The following is a 23,282-nucleotide window of genomic DNA, read 5'->3' as shown; positions in this document are numbered from 1 at the left end:
GGATCAGGGTGACGGGCAGAAAGGAAAATTGTTTGTAGCGTATCTTCAGAACAGATTATTAATAGCACTCAGGTTAATATATTTATTAATGATAATACTAAAATTGAACAGATTCTTCACTACGTTCAGAATGACAAGAATATTTTCTAGGGATATTAAATCATCGCATCCATCCTAAACCTTCTAATGGCCAGATAAAAAAAGGTAATAGAATATAAACCCGCCAATAATCCAGCACATACGGCAGATGGTGTAATTCCAAAATCATGATCTGGCGGGAAAGAGAAATATAGCATAAGCATTAAAATGAATACAATGGCAATGCTGTAAAGTCCATTCAGTACAGCTTTTTTTAGAATAAAAGGATAACCGGTAATTTTTACCTCTTCTTTGCAATTAATGGCACCAGTATGTTGCATCGCTTTTATTTTCTTTAAAATATCCAAAGTGATCATAAACGGCAGTAATAGCGACATCGGCAATAAAAATCTGGCCAGATTTTGCTCCCCTTTAAATAAGTGTACTGAATTTTGGGCTTTAAAGGCGAAATAGGGTATTACCGTATTTAAAACCATATTCGGGATCAGGTGTAAAATCAGGTTTCTACGCACAAACTTCCGCCAGTTCGAAACCTTTGTCTGCTCGTTATTCTCCACATCATCAAACATGGGCCATTTCGTTTAAGTTTTCTTTAATCAGTTCCATTGCTTTGTCTTTAATCTGCCAGGCTTCAAATTCCCGAAGGAACGTTTCTTCCGACATAAAAGAGAAATCCAATTGGCCGTTAAAAGTGCTGCATACCAGTGTATTGGCATTTTTCCACGGAAAAGCAACTGTAGGGCTATATATGGTTTCTATTGTAAAGTTTTTATAGTTTTTGGGTATATTTAAAAGTCCCATGTTGCTGAGTGTAATATCATGTGTGCCTTTTGTTGTTTTTAAAAAACCGATCATCTTATTTATGGAGGAGTGGAAATATTCGCTCATGTTTAACAGATTATAAACTTTCAGCTCAGCTACTTTTGCTTCGAGATCGGTTTTTAGTTTTCTGGTTTTTGCCCAAAAATGATTCTCCGTCTGATCAAGGTTTAATTCTACAATAGGGGCAAAAGCAAACATGGTATCTTGTTTTATGGTTTCAACAAAACGCCTGATATCAACCGGACAAATTACCTTTCCATGAGCCTTAGTGCCTTGTATATGTTTAAAAGCTTCCATAAAGGCAACACAGATGGCCGCATGAACGGTCGTATTTTCTTCTTTACACTTTACCAATAATTTTTTGGTATCATCTGTGCTGATTTTCCAATGCACTGCATAATTGCTCTGGTTTACATGATGGTTGGAGGTTGCTTTAAAAAAGAAAAATAAGCGGCCAAGTGCTGCAAAAATTTTTCCTTTAAAATGGGTTGCTCTAGTGATCTTAAAATCTTCTGGTAAGAGATCCTGAACAGAAAGAAATGAAGCGTAGGGTGCGAGTTCCTGTTCAGGATGATCAATCAAAGTCATGAGCTCACGCATTAAATTTAATATTGTAGTGCCATCGCAGATACAGTGTGGAAGTACCAGCAAAAGATCTGACCTGATTTCACCCTTTAACCACACTAATCTGGCTAAGGGTTCGTTTGGGGTATCGAAAAGTTTGTACCACTCTATTTTTGATTGTGTTAACCAATCCTGATCTGTTAAACGGTCAACCATTCTAACCGTTATTTTGCTGATGTTTTCATTCTGTACAAAATATGGGGTTTTGCCTGAGGCATCAATCTTCATTCTCAAGAGCGGATGTTTCTGCTGGATTTTTTGCAGGGCCTTATGCAAATTGTTTTCATTGATTGCTCCTGAAATTCTAGCGCCAAAAACACAGTTTAATGGTGTTTTGGCATCTACATGCATTATTCTTTCACCTAAAATTAATCTTCTTTTCATGCGGTGGCCGTTAAAATTTCAGTTGGCTTTTTAACTTGTTCTTTAAGGATGGAAATCATTTTGTCTTTTATGGCGGCTGCTTCTACCAATGGAACATAACCTTCACTGGCCATAAAGCTAAAATCCATCTGATTGCGGTAAGTGGAGGTAAGCAGGGTAGTGGTATTGCCCAGTGGTCCCATTACCGAAGGACTGAAAATGCTTTCAACTTCAAAGTGTTGATACTGGTATGGAATATCAATTTTGCCCAGGTTAGAGAACATACAGTCGTTACTTGATTTTCCATACTTTAAGAGATTAGTGAATTTTTGTAAGCCTGGATGGCAAGCTTCCATCATCATCATCAAACGATAAGGATTGAGTTTGGCCAATTTATCGTTCACATTCCTTTGTAAAGCTTTAACACTTTTTAAAAAATCTTTTTCTGGTAATAAAGAGAGTACAATCATTAACCCAAAGGCAAAAATGTGGTCTTTTTTAATGATTGGATTGAGGTTACGGATATCTACCGGGAGTGATATTTTGTTAAATGCTTTTTCTTTTCTTATTGCTTTAAACGCAGTTAAAACCGCGGCACTCAACAGCGTATTTACTGTAAACTGATTGGCTTTGCAAAACCGGATAACCTGTTCAGTAAATTCCTGGTCAAATCTCCAATGGAGCATAAAATCTTTTTGACGTGCTATGGCTACTTTTTTAACCGGGATCAGCCATAATGCAAGCGTGGCCATTTTGCCTACCATGCTGTTTTTAGTCCTGTTGCCGAAACTGTTTAGTATTTTTTCGGGTATTACATCTTTTATGCCCATAATCGGGACTTCCCTGCCAATATCAGCATTGGGATTATCTAAAAGCTGAAGCAATTCTGCTAAAATAGAAAGTGTGGCCGTACCATCGCAAAGGCAGTGGTGGTATACCATCAGGATTTCGGAAACATGAATTCCTTTTATCCAGGTAATGCGGCAAAGTGGTACGGTTTTAGCATTAAAAACGGTTTTCCACTCCATGGTAGATTCCTGCTCCCAATGTTCGTCGCTTAAACGCTCCACTATGCGAATGGGGATTTTAAAATGTTCGTTAAGGTTGGTTACAAACCATGGCCTTTTATTTTCATCAAAATCTATGGATGCGGTTAGCCAAGGGTGCTTATTCTGAATTCTCTGTAAAGCATGCCTCAGATCGCTTTCGATTATCTCGCCCCTGATTTTGAAAGGCACTATCAGGTTAAACGGACATTTACCATCTCCGAATAACATCCTTTCACCGAATAGTAGTTTTCTTTTCATTTGTTAGTATTACAAAGGTTTCGTCATGCTGAACTCGTTTCAGCATTTTCTCTGCTATTAAGACCCTGAAATAAATTCAGGGTGACGACTGAGCAAGGGCTCGAAACGATCTGGGATTAAACCGCTTCTAATGTTGTTGTTCTGGCAAAATCTTCCAGCAATTGCACTGCTTTATCATTGCCACCGGCTGCAATGAATGTTTCTTTTATTTTTTGTGCTGCCTGGCGGTATTTTGGGTTTTCTAAAAGTTCGAATACCGTATTTCTTAATTCGCTGATGCGTAAACGTTTGTACCGGATACTGATGCCGCAACCAGCCTGCTCAATTAATTTTGCGGTATGGAAATGATCGTAGGCAATAGGGGTGATCAACATCGGTAAACCATTGGTAAAAGTGTCGTTTACGGTATTGAAACCACCGTGGCAGATCACAGCATCCATATGTGGCATTAGTTCAGATTGAGGTACAAAGCCATTAACAATGAAATTATCCGGCCATTTTTCAAAAATATCGGGATTAGTTGCTGCAACAATGGTTACAGGTTCGTTTTCGAAAGCAATGATGAGTTTTTGGAAAAATGCCGCACGGATATCCACCAGCAAAGTACCTAATGAAGCAAATATTTTTGGGGTTCTAGCCTGGCTTAAACGTTCCCAATCAAAAGGTGCTAAATTTGGTCTGCCTTTTACAGGACCCACAAAATGCATGTGCGCTGGTTTTTCTTCAAAACCTGCAAAGGCCTGAGAAGTGAAAACCATATTCAGCTCGTGCGAGTGAATGTGGATATCGTCACTGTAAATGCCTACTTCTCTTTGTAATCCTTTAATCAGGTTTTGTTGCCATTCGAATATTTTTGGTGCACTATTAGCCGTGTCGCCCATTACATCGGGAGGAACAGGGGTAGTGGTAACTGATGGAATACCTTTTAAGTGCGCGCTTAATGCACCAGCGAAAGTAATGCAGTCGTTAATAATTACATCGGGTTTCCATTTATCAACAAACTTGTTCAGCCCTTTCATCATCATCTTCGCAAAGGGTACATATGTTTCTTCGAGCGCTAGTTTCATCACCTCGGGACCCGAACAGGCAGGGCCATCATCCTGCCGTTTTAAAATACGCTGTATTTCATCTGCATGCTCAATCAGATCTTCTTCCGGATAGATAAATTCGCCGCCCTCGGGTAAGTGCGCCTGGGCAAGCGGCGTAATGCCGAACCATTTTACTTTATGGCCGCGGGCCAATAAAGTAGCACCAATGCTTAAAGTTGGACTGATATGGCCAAAGAAAGGCGGAACAACGAAAAGAAATTTTGACATAAAATCTAATTTAAGTGATGAATATTTTTGAGTTTGTATTACTTAAAGTTTCCAGTAAATCAGCTGCCCTTTCTGTTCCGCCAGCCTGCATAAATGACTGTTTGATCTGTTCTGCAGCAATTTTGTAACTATCGTTGTACAGCACTTTATTTACTGCTTCTTTAAGGTGGCTGGCTTTAAACCGGTTAAAGTTTAAACGTTCTCCCGCACCAACCCTGAAAACACGTCCGGCCACATGGCTTTGGTCGTAAGCAATTGGGATAACGACCATGGGCAGGCCATTCATTAAAGTTTCACAAACGGTATTGTGTCCGCCATGGCAAACTACGGCATCCAGGTGTGGTAAAAGTTCTAATTGTGGTACCTGGCGCTGCACGGTAAAATTGTGCGGCCATGTTTCAAATAAAGCCGGATCGGAAACCACCACCACATGCAGGTCTTCATGGGCAAAGGCTTCGATTACCTTTGCAAAAAAAGCTTTTTTATGTTCATGATCGAAGGTGGTACCAATACTAACCAATATTTTGGGCTGGCTGGTATGGAATGCCTCCCACCGAAAAGGAATGGAGGTTTTACGTCGGTTAAAAACGGGCCCTACAAATTTAAAATGTTCCGGTAAATCCATTTCCCCGAAAAAATCACGGGAGGTGAATACCAGTGTAGCCAGATCGGAACAGGCAATAGAACTACTTGCCATAATGCCAAATTCTTTTTGCAACTCCACAATCTGCTTTACTTCCCATTCGTGCACCTTTGGCAATTCATCCATTACTTTTATGGCTGCAGGAGCGGTAACCGAAGTAACATACGGATAATTTTTTTTGGTTGCTGCTATGGCACCGGCAAACATCTGATGATCGGTAATCACCAAATCGGGCTTAAACTGATCGAGCAGATCGGCAATGCCTTCGTAACTGTGCCGGTTAAGTGGAATCAATACTTCCTCGTACAGAAATTTGATGCTATCGATACCATAAACAATTTTTTTGGTGATGATATCCAGGTATTTTTCTGAATCTTTTTTCTGCAGATCATTCTGGTCGTAATGGATCACGAGCAATTCACCGCCAACAGGAAGTCTGTCGCCCAGCGATTGATCCAGAGTAATCCATGCTACACGGTGGCTTCTTTCCAGCAAGGCGGTACCCATACTTAGGGTAGGGTTAATATGGCCGGTTAAGGGAGGAACTACAAATACGAATTTTGCCATTGGTGTTTAATTTATTTTTCCCGGAAGAAGTTTAATAATGCTTCTGCAATAACTAATGGTTGCTGGATCGGGATATTATGATCGCCCGGAACTGCAATTAAATCTGCATTTTCGATCAACTTGTCAAGGTATTTTCCTGCATCTAAACAATTCGAATCTGTACCATATAGCAGTAGCGTAGATTGGTTTATTTTTCTGATGGCCTCACTGCTAAAAAAGTTTTTTTCAAGCAACATATCTTTTTTAATTGAGGTTTGATAAAAAAGGTACTCGTACATGCGGTGGTTGCGCTCCATTTGTCTTTTACCCATTTTCACCTTAGTGGTATCAGTGAAATTTTCAACGTAATGTTCTAAAAACTCACGGCTGTACTCATCAATAATTCCCCTTGTTTTATCATCATTTGGATCTGGAGCTTCGATGATGGCCAGTTTATTAATGCGCTCCGGAAAACGGATGGTCATTTTTAAGGCGATCAATCCGCCAAAACTATAACCGCCCAAATGAACATGCTGCAGATTTAATTGATCCATTAGTGCCAATAAATCATTGGTCATACTCTCCAGGTCGTATCCTGTTGATGTCTTTTCACTCATGCCATGGCTTTTCAGGTCATAAAGGACCACATGATATTTTGTGGCCAGTAGAGGAGCGATGTTAAAATAATAAACAGACAGGTTACTGAACATCCCGTGAACCAGGACGATGGTTTCAGCAGCTTCTTTATGAAGCTCCTGAAGGTGAACCGATTTGCCGTTTACCGTTATGATTGGCATGTTTCGATATAAGAGATGATCATGCCCAGGTTTAAATTGATCAGCTGATCTAAATCCATTGCTGATAACCAACCTGTAAAATCGATCTGCTCGCCAAAATGTGCCTTTATTTTCTCAGAAAAGGATACAATTTCGATGCTATCCATTTCGAGGTCTTTGGTAAAAGAACTTTCTGGAGTGATATCCATTTCTTCAACAAATTCTTCGCCGATTACTTCAGTGATAAATTGTTTCATGAGGTTGAAGATTTCTTCGCTGCTTAATTTTGTAGTTATAGTGTCCATCCGATGATATAGTTTTTATGTTTAATTGTTTTGATTGTGATGTTATTGATGCGTAATTCTTCGCCATCTACAGATTCTACAGTATAGGCTTTAGGATTACCTTGCAGGCCTTTGCCGAGGTATTTTCCATAGGCTTCCTTAGCTACCCAGAATCGCGTTGCCCATTCTGTTTTATCGAGGTTTTGGAGTAGTTTTATTTCATGATCATTAAAAACAAGATCAAAAAAGCCTGCACTGCGTTCCTCTATGTGCTCAATGTCGATGCCAACTGGTTCGTTAAAACGGGCTATTCCAACGGCATCGGTACCTTTATGTGCAATAGAAATGTTGATGTTATCTGTTAAACCTCCTTTAACATAAGGCTTGCGATGCTCGTCTGAATAAATTTCGAAAGTAATGGGGTAACAGGCCTGATTTTTCTGTGTATTAAGTAAGTTTCTTACCGCATCTTTTGCTGCTACCCGGCTAATCATCCAGGTTTTTCTTTTGTTGGGCAAAAGACTATTGTGATGCTTTTTCTCTGTTTGATTGAAATATCTTTTGAGGATAAAATCCCAGGATACCACGCGGGTGTAAGCATTGCCGAAAAGAAAAACGCCGGGCGCAATTTCTTCTGATAAGCGGTTGTGGAGTGGTGACATGGATACATTCCAAAGTGGTTCATCAATTTCGAGTCGGCGGTTCTGCCAGCCCGAAATAATCAACCAGGTAATACCATCCCTTTTCATGATGATATTGGCCGTTGCAAATTCATCGTTTATTTCAGTAAGTACACAGGTACACTCGAATTGTCCTTCCTGATTGGCCATATCACCGAAAAATTCTATTTCCTGGATTTTAACAGGAAAAGCAATCCGGTCTTTTTCTAATGTAAGCTGAAGCCACAGGCCGAACAGTTGACCCGCATTATCAAGCAAAGAGCCTTTTCCACCTGCAGCTTCAATAATACCCGTAATCCCTTTTTCGCCAACGACGGTTAATTTTTTAATGCCTTGATAAGCTGGTCCGTGGAACATGTGTGCGTCGTAAATCTGCTCCGTCGTTCGGTCGATATCCAATTGCTTTCCGATATCGAAATCGCGGTTTGGAGCAGGGTTTAACTGTGCTGCAAGCTGTACTTCTGCATGGGCAAAACGCTCCAGGTTCAAATAAACCCTTTGTTCGTCTATCCATTCTCCGGTTACGGTTTCCTGAAAAGGTTTAACCACATTCATCCATTGGAAAACACGCATATTCATAATTTTATGCACTTTTTCTCCGGGCGATTGCGTATTGGCTATTTCGGCAAATACTTCAAAAATCATGGTCATCGGGATCACCGGATCCATATCTTCAACGGTCGGCCATCCCTTTGGCTGCCTTAACAAGGAATGATCAATGAGATAAGGACAGTTATCCAGGCTTACATCGAGTTTTTGACTAAAAGGCTGTCTGATTGGTTTTATCGGTTCGGCAGGTGACCAATGGCTAGGTCGGTCAATCTGAAAACCGGTATTTTCGAACAGTTCCATCATTTCGTTCTGCATACTGATCATTTCCATCACATTCTCATTAAAAGCCTGCAAAACCGGATGTTTTACCTCCTCGACAGTTTTAGGCTTTGCTGGTTGGGTTTGTTTAATGGTTAAACCTTTAAGTGTTTGCAGGTTATGGATCATCGGCGAGCCCAGTTCTAGTTTAATTCCCTTATTATTCAGCGGACGGGTTGATTTAATGTTACCCAGGTAATCCAGTCCGATTTCTTTTCCTTCCACAAAAAGTGCTGCCAAAACCCTTTGCAACTGTGTAATGCCCGAACGGATGGGTACGTTAGCACTAATCGTGCTGATTTCTTTTCCTTTTAAGGTATCGTCTATAAAGCCGACCAAACCACCCGAACCTACCTGGATAAATACGCGTGCGCCCTCAGCGTAGAGTTTTTCAGTAAGCTCACGGAAACGCACTGGTTTAATCAGATGCTCGGCACTTAACTGGCGGATGGCTTCGAAACCTTCGGGATAGGTTGCTAATGTGGTTGCCGACCAAAGCGGTGTGCTGGTTTTTCGGAATTGCATATTTTGCATGCCTTCGAGGATCAAACCCAGTTTATCGGCCACAAATGGAGAGTGAAAGCCCGATTGAAAAGGCAGAATTTGATTAAAAATCTGTTTCACCTTTAAGATTGGAACGAGCTCATCAAGTGCATTTTTACTGCCACAGAGAATAACCTGTTGTGGACAGTTGTCATTAGAAAGGTATAAATCAGGTATGTTTTCTATAATGGGTTGAAGGATATCTAACCCTGCACCTACAGCAATAAAGCGCGAATCTTTCAGTTCAAAAGTTTCGGGGTTAAGTACACCCAGTAAATTCATTACCGAACTTTCTTCGGCCAGTTCAGAAGACCTTGCTGCAAGCCATTCGCCAAGGCTGTGGCCCGCATTCATATCAGATTTAACGCCCAGTTGCTTCAAGGCCTGATCAAAAACACTGCTTTTGTTCAGGATATGGAGGGCTTCGCTTAAAAGGCCATCTTGTTTCCCGTTATCATCAATAGGGATCCTGAAATAATCGGCTACCGATTTAATTTCACCACCGGCAAGTCCGTCTAAACCCGGAAAAACAAAGGCTATTTTACCATCGTTGGCCAATAAAGGTGAATTGGTGTACCAAATATCCTGTTTGTTTCTCCACGGAGCATTTTTAGCTACAATTTTTAAGGCTTTTTTGATCCTTTCTTCGCTTGGATTAAATAATACCAAACGGAAATTACCTTGAGCGGCACTATAATCACCATTTTCCAGCGATTGGATTAAACTTTCATGAGTAGGTCTAGCCATCACTAAAACCTCATCTTTTTTAGGCTTATCGTAAGCAGATAATACCACATGGGCATTAATTCCCCCGAAACCAAAAGCGTTTACAGCCGCTAGTTTAGGCAGATCAGATTGGTTCCAGTCTATCGCTTTTTGAACAGCAGAAAAACGGGTTTCAGCCAGTTGAGCAACGGGTTCTTCGCAATGTAAAGTAGGTGGGATAATACCATGATATAAAGCCAGGCTTGATTTGATCAAACCCGCAATTCCGGCTGCGGGCATGGCATGGCCAATGTTTGATTTAACAGAGCCAATACCTGCTTTTGGCAGATCGGCACCCTGACCAAAAAACTGTTTTAAGGTTTCTAGCTCGGTTTTGTCGCCAAGTGGCGTGCCGGTACCATGAGCCTCTAAGTAGCCAATGTTTTTACGTTCCAATCCGGCATTTTTCCAGGCTTCTGTAATGGCTTTCAATTGGCCTTTAACTGATGGACTCATTACACTGGCGCCGCTTCCATCGCTGCTTACGCCCACGCCTTTAATTACCGAATAAAGTTTATCCTGGTCTCGGATGGCATCTTCAAGGCGTTTAAGTACCACAAAACCACAGCCTTCGCCGATAATCAAACCATCGGCATTTTGATCGAATGGTTTAATTTTTTCTTGTTTGGATAAAGCGCCCAACTGAGAAAAGATACTCCAGAAAGCAGCATTTTGCCCTAAATGTACGCCGCCTGCAATAACCATATCGCAACGACCGCTATTCAGTTCCTGCACACCATGATCTACTGCAATGAGCGAACTGGCACAGGCAGCATCCAGTGTAAAAGCTAAACCGCCTAAATTAAGGCGATTGGCTACCAGCGAAGCCACAAGATTAGGGATCAACCCCATTGCCGTATCGGCACTAAAACGGCCCTTACGCAATTGGAATTCATGTTTTACCTTATCAATTTCAGTTTCTGTAAGTTGTGGCATCAGGTCTTTCAATATGCTCGAAATCTGTTCCCCAGTACGCACAATTTCGATCGCCCGGGTTGCACCAGGTCCTACATAATTGCCTTTCCCAATAATAATCCCTGTTTTATCCAGCGCATATTTTTTTTCAAATATACCTGCATCTTCCAGTGCCTGGTGCACCAGATCTAAGGTTAACAAATGATCGGGTTCGGTACCTTCTACAGCCAGGGGCAAAATGCCGAAACGTTGCGGATCAAATTGATGATCGGGGATAAAACCGCCGCGGTTACAATAAAAACGATCTACGCCACTTACCGTTTTATTAAAATGTACAGGGTCAATCCGGTCGGCAGGTACCTGTTGTGTCGAATCTACCCGGTTGATAATATTTTCCCAAAAGGTCTGCATATCTTTCGCGCCCGGAAAAATGCATGACATTCCAATAATTGCTACATCGCTTTTCTTCATTGTTTTTGCTTATGGAATCTTTCTGATCTTAGTTCTTTTAATATTTATTTGTACTGGCTGTTTTAGCTTGCTTAACTAAATCGATCATCGTGATGTCCCGATTTATACATCGTGATCAGCATCTTTTCTGTCAAATAGACCCTGAAATAAATTCAGGGTGACGGCCGGTAGCTAAAAATCCTGAAAATGATTTTTTCTATGTCCAGGTGTTTCCGGCCATGATCAACACCTGGCTTTCTTTACCATATTTAAGTTCGTTCAGGAAAGTTTCCATACCATCTTGCAGCGGGATCAATGCGATTCCCCTCCGCTGGTATTCTTTCTCCAGGGTTGGCGAAACCATGCCTGCACCTTTCCATGGCCCCCAGTTAATGGCCATTACCTTGCCTTGTATTTTTTGTTTTAAAGCCCATGCATATTTATCCATTACGCTGTTTGCTGCGGCATAATCGGTTTGTCCACGGTTGCCATACACCGAAGCAATGCTTGAGAAAAGGATTACAAACTGGGTTTCCGGACGTAATTGTTCGGCTAATACCCTTAAAGGGGTTACCTTGGTATCGAAAACACGTCCGAAAGATTCGGAGGTTTTGCTGCTGAACAATTTATCTTCCAATAAACCTGCTCCGTGTACTACACCATCAATACGGCCATAATCTTTATAAACCTGGTTGATTAAACGGGTCAGCGCTCCTTCATCTTTAAGGTCTAAGGATTCGTAAACGACCGTTGATCCACCTTCTTCTAAAGTTGTAATGCAACGTAAAATCTGGTTGTTTTTGTAAATCCGATTGGTTTCCTGTTCAATTTCTGCGGGTTTTTTAATTTCACCCTTTTGAATTACATATTGCCTGATCTCATCTTTGGTTTTTAACAGGGCGCTAGCTTCGTTTGCCGATGCGATCGGGTTTGCAGAACGGCCAACCAGTATATACCTGCAGGGATAATCTTTAGCGAAATGGATCATCAGTTCGGCTGTAATGCCTTGTGCGCCACCTAAAACCATTACCACGGCATCTTTATCCAAATGGATGTGTGCATCGGTTTCGGTACTTAAAGGTTGCGGTACCAATTCCATGATGTGCCTTTTGTTATCATTATAGATGATCTCTGAAGGCTTATCCGGGTTCAGGATTTCGTTTAAGGTAATATTGGTGATTTCATCAGGCGTCATCCTGGTTTCCAGGCTGATGAAACGACATTTTGTATGTTCATATTCACGGTCTAAACTTTTAAAGAAACCAGAGTAACCCTGATAATTTCTTAAGAAAGAAATATCCGACTGATCGTTAAAATATTGTTTGGTATCTGCAATCAGGTACACCCATTTTACGGTATCAAAATTTAATTTTTTAATGGTAGCGAAATGATCGAGAATACCCACTTTTTGCTGAGCTTCAAACATGTTCAGAATGATGAGGCCCTGATAACTATCCAATGAATCTTCCAGGCTTACCAGATCGGCAACGGCGCCGTGTTTCTCGAGCACTTTTTTGATTTTGATGGCTTGTCCGCCACCATCATCGGTTAAGGCGAAACGCTGTCCCTTTAAAATGGCAGCTTCGGTAATGGCAAGTGCTGCAGGAGTCAGCTCGAATCTTAAACGCGATAATTTTTCTTTAACCGTTTGATCATCGATACTCTCCTCAATAAGCTTTTTTGCTGCGGTAAGCACCTCCGAGCTTTCTGCTTCAACGTCGGCAATCCAGTTCACCAGCGCGTTTAAGGTTTTGATTGCGGCTAATTTTTCCATTAAATCATCAGCCTGATCGCTTGGCGAGCCAAAACCTATTTTTTCTTTAAGGGAGGCAATAATTTCCATTCTTTTGATGGAATCAATACTTAAATCTGCTTCAAGATCTAAATCCATGCCCAACATTTCTGTAGGATAGCCTGTTTTCGCGCTTACGATCTCCAGAATGGTTGATTTTAACTGACCAAGGGTGAATTTTGGCTGATCATTTTCTATTTGTGCCTGTACTGTTGGAGCAGCTGGAGCAACAGTTTTTGGTTGTGCTGTATTTTCTGTAAGCCAGTTTACCAAACTGCTCAAAGTTTTAAGGCCTGCCAGCTGTTCCATAATTTTATCTTCCGGAAGATTCAGTTGAGAAAAACCACCCAGTTCGGTACGTAATGCACCGATAATTTCAACACGTTTGATGGAATCAATGCTTAAATCAGCTTCAAGATCCATTTCCATCCCCAGCATCTCCTGTGGATAACCTGTTTTATCGCTCACTAGCTGCAAAAGCATCAATTTTAAGTCTTTTGTTGCGCTTACCGGTGTAATGATTTCAATAATTTGTGCCTGCGCTACCTCTTGTTTTATAGTCATCTGATTTTCCATGCGCACTGGCTGAGGGGGTTGATATGATGCTAAAGGCTGGTTAATGATTTGTGAAGGCATAGCTGGTGCCTGCCCAAGAAAGGAAAGCATCACATCGCGCTGTGCCTGAATCAGCATTTTCATGCTATGCAGGTATTCCTGCAGCATCAGGTCTTTAGCTGAGCCATTAACCTGTTGACTTTCGGTTGTGGTAAAAGTGTTGTTCATAAGGGTAATAGGTTTAGTAATAGGTGATGCACCATTTGCCGGGAGTTTGCCAGTTGATGGAACAGCATGCTGGCCATTGACATACCAGATAGCCGGACTTTTTTTATAATTGGAAGGTTCGTTTAGTTTGATGGTTTTAACAGAACGGCCTTCAAATAATTTTTCGAGTTTAATTTCGCGGCCGGTAGCCATATAACTTGCCAGTGTGCCCAATAAATTGCTGAGTTTGTTGTGGCCCTGATCTTCAGTATGTAAAATCACTTCATCTTTGCCAATGCAGGCCCTGGTTAAACCACTTAGCACCTTGCCAGGACCAACTTCTACGAAAATCCTGGCTCCGGCAGCATACATATCCCTGAGTTCATCGACAAAAAGGACAGGTTTTATCAAGTGGTCAGTTAAACGTTCCTTCACTGCGGCAGCTTCTGTTGGGTATTCTTTTGCCGTGGTGTTAGACCACACCGGCAGTTTTAGATCGTTAAAGTTTATCCGGGATAATACTTCCTGATAAAGCTGTTTTGATCTGGCTACCAAAGGGCTATGGAAAGCACAGGCTACCTCAAGCGGGCGGAAAGATATTTTGGCGCCTTTTAAAACAGCCGCTAATTTCCCGATGGCTTCTGTACTTCCTGCAATTACACATTGTGCTGGTGCATTAAAGTTTACCGGGTAAACCGATTCAATATCGCCAAGATATTGCGCAAGTTGTTCTTGTTTTGCGCTAACAGCAAGCATTTTACCCGGATCGCCGTTTTCTACGGCATTCAGAATAGATTGTGCCCGTTCGGCACTGAGTTGAACCAAGGCTTCTTCCTCAAAAGCGCCTGCAAAACAAAGTGCAGGCAGTTCGCCATAGCTATGGCCTAGAACCATATCAGGAACAATACCCAATGATTTTAAAAAGTTGGCAATGGCCAGATCAACAATACCCAACAGTGGTTGCGCCATACGCGTATCTTTAATGCATTCTTTTTGTGCTTTTGCATCAGCATCGTTAAATACCGTATTGGGAAAGAGTATTTTTTCGTATTCCGGATAAGCCTTCAGCAGTTTTCGCATTTCCGGGAAAATGACGAAAAGATCTCTGGCCATGTTTATGCGCTGGCTGCCTTGCCCCGGAAACATAAAGGCAACTTTACCCGCCTGTTTTTGGGTGAGGTAGGTATCTTTACTTTCTACGCCAGATAGCACAAGATCTATTTTCATTACCAGGTCTTCTGCATGGTTGGCCACAATGCTCAGTTGAACGGGTTTGGTGTCGGCAGTGGCTAAGCTATAGGCAATATCTCTCAGTTCGACCTGATCGTTCAGTTCTAACAGGTTTTTTACCGATAACATATGGTTTTTAGCCTCACCATAGGTATCGCCCCTGAATACAAAAAGTTCTGATGGCCAGGATTTTAATATCGGATTTTTATCTTCCGTATTTTTTGCGCTTTCCAATACGGCATGGAAGTTTGTTCCGCCAAAACCGAAAGCGCTAACGCCAGCATAGCGTTTTTCTTCCATCCATAAACCGGCCTCGGTATGGAAAGCAAAAGGGCTGGTTTTTGCATCGTAGAAACTATTTGGCGTTTTTAAGTGAATAGTAGGTGGCTTAATGCCATGATAAACAGATAGCGATGCTTTAATCAGTCCTGCAATACCAGCGGCACATTTGGTATGGCCTATCTGTGTTTTTACAGAGCCTAAATGCGTTTGTCCGGCTATTGCTCCTGATTGGTTGAGCATATCGGTTAAGGCGCTGATTTCTGTTTTATCGCCAACTACTGTTCCTGTACCATGCGCTTCGATCAAACCAATCAAAGAAGGTGTAATCCCGGCCTGGCTATAAGCTCTTTCCAAAGCATTTACCTGTCCGTTTTTACGTGGCGCAGTTAAACCCAGGCTTTTGCCATCACTTGATCCACCAACGCCTTTAATAATAGAATAAATGGTGTCGCCATCGCGTAAAGCATCGTCATATCTTTTTAAAACGATCATGGCAATACCTTCACCAAGTGCAATACCATCTGCTTCGGCATCAAATGTTGCGCACCGTCCTTTTTTGGACAGGGCATGTGTGCTCGAAAACATCAGGTAATCGTTAATGCCGTTGTGCAGATCTGCTCCACCGGCCAAAACCATATCCGATTTCTCTAAAAATAATTCCTGGCAGGCCAGATCAATGGCTGCAAGAGATGAAGCGCAGGCTGCATCAACGGTATAATTCCTGCCGCCCAGATTTAACCTGTTGGTAATTCTGCCCGAAATTACATTCGCCAAAATGCCTGGAAAAGAATCTTCTGTTGCTTTTGGCAAGGCTGCATCAAGTTCGGCCGGCATTTCGCCAAAAACCTGTTTGTAATACCCCCTGAAGCTGTAGCTGTTGGCCAGGTCGTTCCCGCCTTCGGCTCCGATAATTACCGAAACATTTTCATTGTCTATGCCACCATCAGCATAACCTGCATGTTGCATGGCCTGTTTGGCAACCATTAAGGTAAGCAGTTGGGTCGGCTCAATAGCCGCAAGCGATTGTGGTGGAATACCAAATTCTAAGGGGTCGAAATCTATTCTCGGGATAAAACCACCCCATTTAGAGTGCGACATATCGCCCGCGGTAGAATCGGGGTTATAATATAGTTCTTTGTTCCACCTTTCGTCCGGAACTTCCGTTACAGCGTCCTTGCCCAGTATGATGTTTCGCCAGTATTCTTCAAGGTTTCTGGCACCAGGGAAAATACAGGCCATACCCACGATAGCTACATCAAGCGCTTTTACCCGACTAACGGGAGGTGCGGGAAGTATGGCATTTAATATATATTGATAGTTTTTTTCGGCTACATCCTGATGAAGATCGAGCAATGAGATTACTTCCCTGTGCATAGGCGCAACCTGGCCGATCATGTACATACCCAGGTTAGTCTGTTCTGCCCCATCAATTTTTACCAGTTCACCACCTCGTCTTTCCATACCTTTTGCAGCAATGCGCAAACGGCCAACATTAAGCGACTCGAGTTTAGCCCAGATTTCTTTTTTATCCAGGCCCTCTGCCTGCAGTTTCTCTTTTTCTTTGTTAAAGAAAGTAGCAAAAGCAGAATTTAGGCAGCGCGTTTCGTGTCCTGGAGCTGTTTCCAGCAACACGGTATCGTTCGCCTGCATGGCTTCCTGCTGAAATTTATCCAAAATAGCACCTGTGCTTACCGCTTCTTTGGTGTATAAATAGGCTGTGCCCATCAAAACGCCGATTTTCATGCCTTTAGCGGCCAAAGGAGCAGTCATTATGGATATGAATGCGGTAGAAAAAGCATCATGGATTCCACCAGCAAAGAAAACACTGATCTGATCGGCATTTTCTTCTTTTAATAAACGTTCGATTTGTTTTTCCCATAACACCATACTGGATAGGGGACCCACATGCCCGCCACATTCGCGGCCTTCGAATACAAAACGTTTAGCCCCTTCTTTTAAAAACATATCTAAAAGAGCGACAGATGGTACATGTAAAAAGGTCTTAATACCCGCTTTTTCAAAGGGTTTGGCTTGAGAGGGTCTTCCACCTGCAATTAATAAAACCGGAGGTTTGGCTGCTAAAATATATTCCTGTTGCTCATCCCTGAGTTCTTGCGGGGCAAACCCCAGGATGCCTACTCCCCAGGTTTTTTCACCCGCCAGTTTTTTAGTTTCTCCGATCAGGTTTTTGGCGGATGTTCCTTTTAATAAGGAAAGTGCAATGAACGATAAGGCACCAGCTTCCGAAACGGCATCGGCAAAGGGCGCTACATCACTTACCCTGGTCATTGGTCCCTGTGCGATAGGGTAAGTGATGTTCAGATCTTGCGCAAGCGGGTTTTTGGCCTGAATAACATTGATGGCTTTAGCTTGCTTTAAATGTCCGTATATGGCCTCTTTAATGCCAAACACCATTTTGTCCAGTTTTTTGTATTTGGTTGCCAGATCAATTGACAGGGTAATATCCTGACCCATTGGAAGATAATTTGTTTCCAGGTTATAGCCTTTAAAATATTTTTGAAGGTCCTGATAAGTTGTATCTTCTGCCAGCACCGGCGAATTAGGACGGGCCAATACACGGCAGTTGTCGATCAGTTTGGTTTCCGTTCCACTTAATTTAGCACAAACATTTTTTAAATCATCAGGTGCAGAACATTCCGGGAATAAGGCAAGCTGAGAATCTAATATCAAACCTGCTGCGCCCTGCGCCATTAAAGAGGCAGCGGTATGAATACCTATGCCACCCTGAACCCAAACCGGAATAGAGGTAATTTCTTTAATAATGCGCTGAAAAAGAACAAAAGACGATTCGTATGCCACCCGGCCGGCACCTTCATTTCCTTTAACAATTATTCCGTAAGCACCTTTTTTTTGTGCATGGATAGCTGATTCAAGATCAAAAACCTGGTAAATGATTTTTGCAGATGTTTTGGTTTTTAGGGCGAGATCATAAGGTGCAATCATCAAACTCACCTCTGTTGGCAGATCAATATCTACTAACGAAGCTGAATTGATGCTTACGCCAAAGTCTGAAATGCCTGTGGCAAGGAGTGTGGAAATGGCGATTTCGGCTTCTTCGTAATTATGTCCAAGACTGAGGACCGGAAAGCAACCAGCTTTTTGGAGACTGGAAATCAGACTGCTGTCGGGGATTTCGAAGGGAGTTACTGCAATAATGGCGTGTTTATTCATGGCTTTAGATTTTGATGCTACTCTTCTGTCTGGTGGATTGATCCTAAGCGAAAACATAATGGTTCTTTATGCCTGCCGCAATGCACAATAAAACAGCTTTTTAGCGCTAAAATTATTGTGTATTATTAATTATACTAATGTATTAATTAAAAATGTCTTTATCATTTAGTAATTTATAAATGAATGAACTGAACACTTGTCAGTAGCTTCATCTAAATTTTTATTAAAATGAATTTTATGAACAAAAATTTAATTAATATTTTAAATTTTGATGCTTTATGTATTGTTATGAAATTTTAAATACACAAAGAAAGATTGTCAGTATTTAATTAGTATTAATAATGGGTTAATTTACGAATTATTTTTTTTAAAATACTGTTTTAGTGAAATTTATATAATTTTTTACGGCTTTTTAGATAAAATTAAAGCTATTAATATAGTTGCTTGATTTAAAAATTTATTTGTTGGTATTGCTGATGGTGATTGGAGGAGAGGAATGATTTTTTTAAAAAATTTAAGTTTAATTTTAATGTATTTTAAAATTAATAATTTTGTATTATTAATTACTATTTAAATGTTGTTGTTTGTTTTTATTAATCATGCTTGTTAAGCGCTTGGTCAGAAAAAACGCCCAAATGTTAAATGATTTGGTTAATACTGTCTTAATTGGTAATTGTTTTTATATCTTCGTTTTATAAATGTCTTCAAGACGTTTATTTAACCAGATTTTATAAGTATTCCGTTTGGCTGGCTTTAATCATCAAGCCAATGGTATAACAACTTTTAATTGTATGCGCATTCAACCATTTGTCATTCATTTATTATCCTGGAGATAATTGGCCGATAAAAGGCAAAGAAAAAGCCGGTTATTTTAGACCGAAGGTTGTAAATGTTATACCTAATAGTTTGCAAACTGCGTTCAGATATATATGTTATGAAGAAGTTTTTAAAAATGAAAAAAATAATTGCCGCGGTTGTGTTTACCGCTTTATGCGGAACTGTTTTCGGACAAACTGCCTTGCAGCCGTTTAGTTTAGCGGAAGTCCGTTTGCTTGATGGGCCTTTTAAACAGGCTCAGGAAACTGATAAAAAGTATATGCTATCGCTGGATGCAGACAGGCTTTTGGCGCCATATTTAAGGGAAGCAGGGTTAAAACCTAAAGCAGCATCTTACGGAAATTGGGAAAACACAGGTTTAGACGGACATATCGGTGGACATTTTCTATCGGCACTCTCCTTAATGTATGCTGCCACCGGCGATTTGAAGGTAAAGGAGCGGATAGATTATATGATTGCCGAGTTGGATAAATGTCAGCGCCAAAATGGCGACGGTTACCTGGCCGGGATTCCGGGAGGCAAGGAAATCTGGAAGGAGATTAAAGCTGGAAACATCAGATCATCCAGTTTTTCGCTAAATGGAAAATGGGTGCCCCTATACAATATCCATAAAATTTATGCAGGGTTGTACGATGCGTATGCGGTTGCAGGCAATACAAAAGCGAAGCAAATGCTGATCAGATTAACAGATTGGTGCATAGATGTGGTCTCCAATTTGTCCGACCAACAAATACAGGAATTATTAAAGAGTGAGCATGGTGGATTGAATGAAGCTTTCGCCCATGTTTACGCGATAACAGGTAACCAGAAGTACCTTAAACTGGCAAAACGTTTTTCTGACCAGTCTATTCTAAACCCGCTATTAAAAAATACGGATGCCCTGAATGGCTTACATGCCAATACGCAGATTCCGAAAGTAATTGGTTTTGAGCAGATCGCCTTACTGGATAAGGATGCTGCCTGGGCGGATGCCGCTGCGTTCTTTTGGAAAACGGTAGTGGAACATAGAACAGTAGCCATTGGTGGAAATAGCGTTAGAGAGCATTTTCATCCCGCCAACGATTTTTCTTCTATGACAGAATCGCGGGAGGGACCTGAAACATGCAATTCTTACAACATGTTGAAGCTGACTAAACAACTGTTTTTAGCCGCTCCTTCAAACACTTATCTTGATTACTATGAACGTACACTTTATAACCATATCCTTTCTTCGCAAAGGCCGGAAGGTGGTTTTGTGTATTTTACACCTATGCGGCCAGGGCATTACCGTACCTATTCTAATCCTCAGGAAAGTTTCTGGTGCTGTGTAGGTTCAGGATTGGAGAACCATGGTAAATATGGAGAACTGATTTATGCACACGGTGCGAATGATATATATGTAAATCTTTTTATCCCTTCAACCTTAAATTGGAAAGAGAAAGGTATTCAGCTTGTACAGCAAACACTTTTTCCAGATGCTGAGAACACGACAATCAAACTTCGGTTAAAAAACAAACAACGTTTTGCCTTGCATTTCCGTCAGCCTGCCTGGGTAGAACAAGGTAAAATGGCGGTGCTGGTAAACGGAAAAAAAGTAACCGCTAAAAGTGGAGCAAATGGTTATGCCAGTATCGATCGTATCTGGAGTACAGGCGACGTGGTTAATATTGCCCTGCCCATGCATACCACTACGGAGTTTATGCCCGATGGTTCTGATTGGGTAGCCTTTCTCCGTGGACCAATTGTACTTGCTGCAGCGATGGATACGCTCAATCAACCTAATTTAACAGCTGACGGCAGCAGAATGGGACACATTGCTTCTGGTGCCTTATTCCCGATCAGCGATGCACCATTGGTTACCGGACCTAGAAATACACTTGCCAATGAAATTACGTTGACCGATAAAAAGAGTTTAACTTTTAGTGCCAGAAATGCGATCTATCAATCCAGATATCAATCTTTAAAACTGGTTCCTTTTTATACCCTTGCCGAAAAACGGTATGTGGTTTATTTTCCTTACAGCAGTGAACAGGCATTGCCGGAACGCGCAAAGGCGATTAAACTGGCTGAAGAAGAAAAGATGAAGATTGAACAGAAAACGGTTGACCTTATTAATACCGGAGAGCAGCAACCAGAATCCGATCATAATTTTAAAGGCGAACAAACCGATAACGGAACCTACCGAGAAAGGCATTTTAGGAATGGAAAGGCATGGTTTAGTTATGTGCTTAAAAATAAAGACCTATCTGGTAATAAGATCAGTTTAACCTATTTTGGGAAGGAAAAGGATAAAAACTTCGCTATCCTGATCAATGGAGTTAAAATTGAGAATGTAAAGTTAGATGGAAGCCGGGGAGATGTTTTTTATACCCAGGAATATCAGATTCCAAAAGCGCTGTTAAAAGCAGATTTAGAAGTAAAATTCGTTGCTGATCAGGGATCGGCTATTGCGAATATTTATGAAGTAAGGCTGGTGAAGTAAATTTGTGCTATTGTAGTCTGTGCGGACACAGGCTACTAGATATAAGAGACCCTTCAACAAGCTACCATTGAAAGGATTTACTAGGATGGTCGTCATTCTCGCGCATGCGGGAATCTTAATACGTTTGGATTAAGATCCCCAATCAAGTTGGGGATGACGACCTCTCTAGGGATATTACCTTATTTCAATTCCAGAACTACGACAGATTGAGCTGGTAGTTCTACTTTTAACGAATTGCCAGATTTTTTTGCACCTGTAAACTTTGCATTGTGTACCTTGTTCAGATCGTTAAATGTATTTACGTCTGTTAATTTAGCTGAAGTTAAAATCTGTCCGGTAACCGAGCTCCATTTCAGGCCATCTAAAACCGTACTGAGTGCGATTTTTTTGTTAGGATCTAAGTTAACCAAAGAAATATGGATGGCACCGCTGGCATCCTGCGAAGCAGAAACGTTTAAGGCCGGGATTTTTTGATCACCTACAACATAATCAGGACTGGTAAAGGCAATCGGTAGATATTTGGCATCCTGATGCACTTTGTACAGATCAAAAACGTGATAAGTAGGGGTAAGGATCATTTTGTCTTTTTCAGTTAGGATTAAAGCCTGCAGTACATTTACAGTTTGTGCCAGGTTAGCCATTTTAACGCGATCGGAGTGGTTGTTGAAGATGTTTAAAGTGGTGCCTGCAATTAAAGCATCACGTAAACTGTTCTGCTGATACAAAAAACCAGGGTTAGTTCCAGGTTCCACATCTGTCCAGATTCCCCATTCATCAACCACCAAAGCCACTTTCTTTTTAGGATCGTATTTATCCATAATTGCGGAGTGTTTGCTTACCAGTTCTTCCATATGTAGGCAGTTTTTCATGGTCGAAAAGTATTGTGCTTCATCAAATTTGGTAGCTGATCCTTTTTTGTCCCAGTTTCCTGTTGGGATGGTGTAATAATGTAAAGTTAATCCCCACATTTGGTCGCCAATATTTTTCATACAGGTTTCGGTCCAGTTGTAATCGCCCGAATTGGCTCCACTGGCGATTCTTTTGAGCGGAGCACCCGGATAGTTGCGCGCATAAGTGGCATACCTGCGGTATAAATCAGAATAGTAAGCTGGCGTCATGTTGCCACCGCAACCCCAGCTTTCGTTACCTACACCCCAGAAAGAAACTTTCCATGGTTTTTCCCTTCCGTTTTGGCTGCGGATAGCTGTCATTGGGCTTACACCGTCAAAATTCAGGTATTCTACCCATTTGGCCATTTCTTCAACCGTTCCGCTGCCTACATTTCCTGCAATGTAAGGTTCGCAATCGAGCATCTGGCAAAGATCCAAAAATTCGTGCGTGCCAAAACTATTGTCTTCAGTTACACCGCCCCAATTGGTATTGACCATTTTCGGGCGTTGGTTTCTTGGTCCGATACCATCTCTCCAATGGTATTCATCGGCAAAACAACCTCCCGGCCAGCGCAGGTTTGGAACTTTTATCTTCTTTAAGGCATCTACAATATCTAAACGGATCCTTCCTTTATTTGGAATAGTCGAATTTTCATCCACCCAAAAGCCATCATAAATACAGCGGCCCAAATGTTCTGAAAAATGACCGTAAATGTGTTTGCTCACCACCTGATCGCCCGCAGGTTTGATGGTTAATTGGGTTTCATTTTGTGCATGCACTAAAATAGAACTGCAGAATAGGGTTGCAGATAAGAGAAGTTTTTTCATCATGA

At 41.4% G+C, this 23,282-nt stretch carries 11 protein-coding genes; 1 reads left to right on the top strand and 10 read right to left on the bottom strand.

The window, feature by feature from the left end; genetic code table 11:
* Positions 1-155: 155 nt before the first annotated feature.
* The 9 genes from ABEG20_RS11310 to ABEG20_RS11270 form a co-directional block, all read right to left on the bottom strand.
* The gene (locus ABEG20_RS11310; RefSeq protein ID WP_406823453.1) at positions 156-668 is read right to left on the bottom strand and encodes a hypothetical protein; all 513 of its coding nucleotides are present in this window, start codon (positions 666-668) and stop codon (positions 156-158) included.
* Positions 661-1,929, bottom strand: a complete 1,269-nt coding sequence (locus tag ABEG20_RS11305; RefSeq protein WP_406823452.1) for a condensation domain-containing protein — start codon at positions 1,927-1,929, stop codon at positions 661-663. The genes ABEG20_RS11310 and ABEG20_RS11305 overlap by 8 nt, the downstream gene beginning before the upstream one ends.
* Positions 1,926-3,215, bottom strand: coding sequence for a condensation domain-containing protein (locus ABEG20_RS11300; protein ID WP_406823451.1), 1,290 nt, complete (start codon positions 3,213-3,215; stop codon positions 1,926-1,928). Before ABEG20_RS11300 ends, ABEG20_RS11305 begins: the two co-directional genes overlap by 4 nt.
* Positions 3,216-3,331: 116 nt before the next feature.
* Positions 3,332-4,531 (bottom strand): glycosyltransferase, encoded by a 1,200-nt coding sequence (locus ABEG20_RS11295; protein WP_406823450.1) that lies wholly within the window; start codon positions 4,529-4,531, stop codon positions 3,332-3,334.
* 10 nt (positions 4,532-4,541) lie between these two features.
* Positions 4,542-5,741 carry a glycosyltransferase gene (locus ABEG20_RS11290; protein ID WP_406823449.1) on the bottom strand — a complete coding sequence of 400 codons (1,200 nt, stop codon included), beginning with the start codon at positions 5,739-5,741 and terminating at the stop codon, positions 4,542-4,544.
* 11 nt (positions 5,742-5,752) lie between these two features.
* Complete coding sequence (locus ABEG20_RS11285) at positions 5,753-6,517, bottom strand: alpha/beta fold hydrolase (protein WP_406823448.1); 765 nt, start codon at positions 6,515-6,517, stop codon at positions 5,753-5,755.
* Positions 6,505-6,753 carry an acyl carrier protein gene (locus tag ABEG20_RS11280; RefSeq protein ID WP_406823447.1) on the bottom strand — a complete coding sequence of 83 codons (249 nt, stop codon included), beginning with the start codon at positions 6,751-6,753 and terminating at the stop codon, positions 6,505-6,507. Before ABEG20_RS11280 ends, ABEG20_RS11285 begins: the two co-directional genes overlap by 13 nt.
* 35 nt (positions 6,754-6,788) lie before the next feature.
* Positions 6,789-11,024 (bottom strand): beta-ketoacyl synthase N-terminal-like domain-containing protein, encoded by a 4,236-nt coding sequence (locus tag ABEG20_RS11275; RefSeq protein ID WP_406823446.1) that lies wholly within the window; start codon positions 11,022-11,024, stop codon positions 6,789-6,791.
* A 196-nt stretch (positions 11,025-11,220) separates the two neighbouring features.
* On the bottom strand, positions 11,221-18,318 hold the full coding sequence (locus ABEG20_RS11270; protein WP_406823445.1) for an SDR family NAD(P)-dependent oxidoreductase: 7,098 nt from the start codon (positions 18,316-18,318) through the stop codon (positions 11,221-11,223).
* An 895-nt stretch (positions 18,319-19,213) separates the two neighbouring features.
* Between ABEG20_RS11270 and ABEG20_RS11265 the strand changes: the two genes are divergently transcribed.
* Positions 19,214-21,559 carry a beta-L-arabinofuranosidase domain-containing protein gene (locus ABEG20_RS11265; protein ID WP_406823444.1) on the top strand — a complete coding sequence of 782 codons (2,346 nt, stop codon included), beginning with the start codon at positions 19,214-19,216 and terminating at the stop codon, positions 21,557-21,559.
* Positions 21,560-21,738: 179 nt separating this feature from the next.
* Here ABEG20_RS11265 and ABEG20_RS11260 read toward each other — a convergent pair whose 3' ends face one another.
* On the bottom strand, positions 21,739-23,280 hold the full coding sequence (locus ABEG20_RS11260) for an alpha-N-arabinofuranosidase (RefSeq protein WP_406823443.1): 1,542 nt from the start codon (positions 23,278-23,280) through the stop codon (positions 21,739-21,741).
* Between the last annotated feature and the right edge of the window lie 2 nt (positions 23,281-23,282).

This window comes from Pedobacter sp. KACC 23697, assembly GCF_045348445.1.
Lineage (GTDB): Bacteria > Bacteroidota > Bacteroidia > Sphingobacteriales > Sphingobacteriaceae > Pedobacter.
Note: the sequence above shows the minus strand (reverse complement) of the source record. Positions and strands in the feature narration are given on the sequence as shown.